The 2,196-nt window shown below is 73.2% G+C and carries 2 protein-coding genes and 1 pseudogene; 2 read left to right on the plus strand and 1 reads right to left on the minus strand.

Going from position 1 to position 2,196, the window contains the following annotated elements:
- Positions 1–56 precede the first annotated feature (56 nt).
- Positions 57–545, minus strand: a complete 489-nt coding sequence (locus AC2W7A_RS11755; RefSeq protein ID WP_485991504.1) for a DUF3515 family protein — start codon at positions 543–545, stop codon at positions 57–59.
- Positions 546–657: 112 nt separating this feature from the next.
- Here AC2W7A_RS11755 and AC2W7A_RS11760 point away from each other — a divergent pair, with 112 nt between their 5' ends.
- Both AC2W7A_RS11760 and AC2W7A_RS11765 read left to right on the plus strand, forming a co-directional pair.
- The gene (locus tag AC2W7A_RS11760) at positions 658–1,974 is read left to right on the plus strand and encodes an LCP family protein (RefSeq protein ID WP_485991505.1); all 1,317 of its coding nucleotides are present in this window, start codon (positions 658–660) and stop codon (positions 1,972–1,974) included.
- A pseudogene (locus AC2W7A_RS11765) lies at positions 1,971–2,196 on the plus strand (DAK2 domain-containing protein); the annotation flags it as partial. The gene AC2W7A_RS11760 and the pseudogene AC2W7A_RS11765, both read left to right, overlap by 4 nt.

Below are 2,196 nucleotides of genomic sequence, written 5' to 3' on the forward strand. Positions count from 1 at the left end.
CGCCGCCCGTCGTCGTGGGCAGGCAGGGCGCCCACGGCGCCCGGGCGGGCCGGTCCTCAGCCGACCTCCTCGGCGTCCTGCAGGTTGACGCAGCCGCGTTCGGCGGGGATCCGGCCGACGGCGGAGGCGAGGGTCACCATCACGCTGTCCGAGGTGGCCCGGTCCCGGGCGAACAGCACCTCAACGGCGGGGGAGCGTCCGTAGGTCGTGATCCGCCAGTTCTCGCCCTCCTCGCGGACCACCCAGTCGACGCCCTCGGCGGAGACGCACCGGTCCGTGGTGGGGGCCGGGGGCTCCACACCGCACCGCAGGACGACCGCGGACGGGTCTCCCCACACCGCGGTGGCCTGACTGTCCGTGGGGCGCAGGGAATGGTCGCCGACGTCGTCCGGCATCGCGATCATGGCGGGCGCGCACGCCGGGTCGGCGGCGTTCTCGGCCGCCTGGACGGAGGCGATCCGACCGTCGGTGCAGCCGCTGGCGGCGAGCCCGACCGCCGCCAGCAGCAGGACGGCCTTGACGGGGGAGGGGGAAAGCGCGGTCACGACCTCCACCCTAGTCCCGGTCGAGGTGGCTAGCATGGGGCACACCGATCTGACACGGCCGGCGCCACGGGAGCACGGTCGTGAGGACCCGAGCCCCCAGGAGCGCAGCCTCGTGAGCCCATCCACCGCATCCTCGTCCGCCTCCGAGGCCGGCCGGCGTCCCCGGCGACGTCATCGCGGCCTCAAGATCGTGGCGGGCGTGCTCCTGCTGGCGCTCATCGCCGCCGGTGCCGTGGTGGCCCTCTACGTCGGCGGGATCGCCAAGACCGTGGACGACGTGCAGAAGTTCGAGGGGAACGTGTTCCCCGAGGAGAGCCTGCGGCCCCAGTACGGCGGCGGTGCCGGGCAGGGCCGCGGCGACGGCTCGAAGGACGGCACCCGAGGCTCGCAGGACGGGGCCGAGGACGGCTCCGGCGGCTCCGTCGACGGGGACGGGTCCGGCGGCGGTGACGGCTCCGGAGGAGCCTCCGGCGGCGGTGGCACGGACGGGTCGGGAGGCTCCGCCGACGGCGGCGGATCGGGCGGCTCGGCGTCCGGTGAGGGGTCCGGCTCCGTGGTGATGCCGGAGGTCACCGGCCCCGGCGAGGTACACGGACCGGAGGCCTCGTCCCCGGACGAGGACATCGACGAGAAGGCCGTGAACTTCCTGCTCCTCGGCGCGGACTCGGGCGACCTCACCGACGGCAAGAACACGGACATCGCCCGCATCAGCGGCATCGGCCGCTCGGACACGATGATGTGGGTGCACGTGCCCGGCGACCGCGAGGACATCCAGGTCATGTCCATCATGCGCGACACCTGGCTGCCGATCCGCGGCCACGGGGACCGCAAGCTCAACGCCGCCTACCAGCTCGGCGGCGTCCCGCTGGCCATCTCGACCGTCGAGAACATGTTCCAGGCACGGGTGGACCACGTGGTGGCCGTGGACATGGTGGGCTTCCGCGACCTGGTCAACGCCCTCGGCGGCGTAGACCTGCACAACCCGCGGGCCTTCGAGTCCGGCGGGAAGTCCTTCGCGCAGGGGAACATCCACCTGACCGGAGAGGAGGCCATCGTCTACGCCCGCGAGCGCTACGCCTTCGGCGACGGCGACTACTCCCGCGTGGAGAACCAGCAGCGCCTGGTGAAGGCCATCGTGACCAAGGCGATGTCCCGCACGACGCTCACCGACCCGAACTCCGTGCGGAACTCCATCGAGTCCTTCGCCCCGTACCTGACCTTCGACGAGTCCCTGGACTCCGGCACCCTGTTCGACCTGGCCTGGTCCATGCGCGGCGTCCGCGGCGACGACATCCAGGTGAGCACGGTGCCGACCCTGGGCACGGGCTATGCCGGCGACCAGGCCGTGGTGTGGCCGGACTGGGCCTCCATCCGCCGCATCGGCGAGGGCATCCGCACGGGCACGCTGAACGAGGTGCTCAACCGGTGACGCGCACGCCGAGGCCCCCGCGCATCGTCCGCTGGCTGGCCTGTGCCGAGCAGCTGCTCGGCCAGGCCGCCGAACGCCTGGACGCGCTGAACGTCTTCCCGGTCCCGGACGCGGACACGGGCAGCAACATGCACGCGACAATGGCGGCGGCCCATGCCGCGGCGGCCGACGCCGCGGAGGCCTCGACGGACATCGGCGCGACCCCTCGAGCGGGGGCCGGCG

It is taken from the genome of Micrococcus sp. LASM2_SD2 (genome assembly GCF_057364565.1).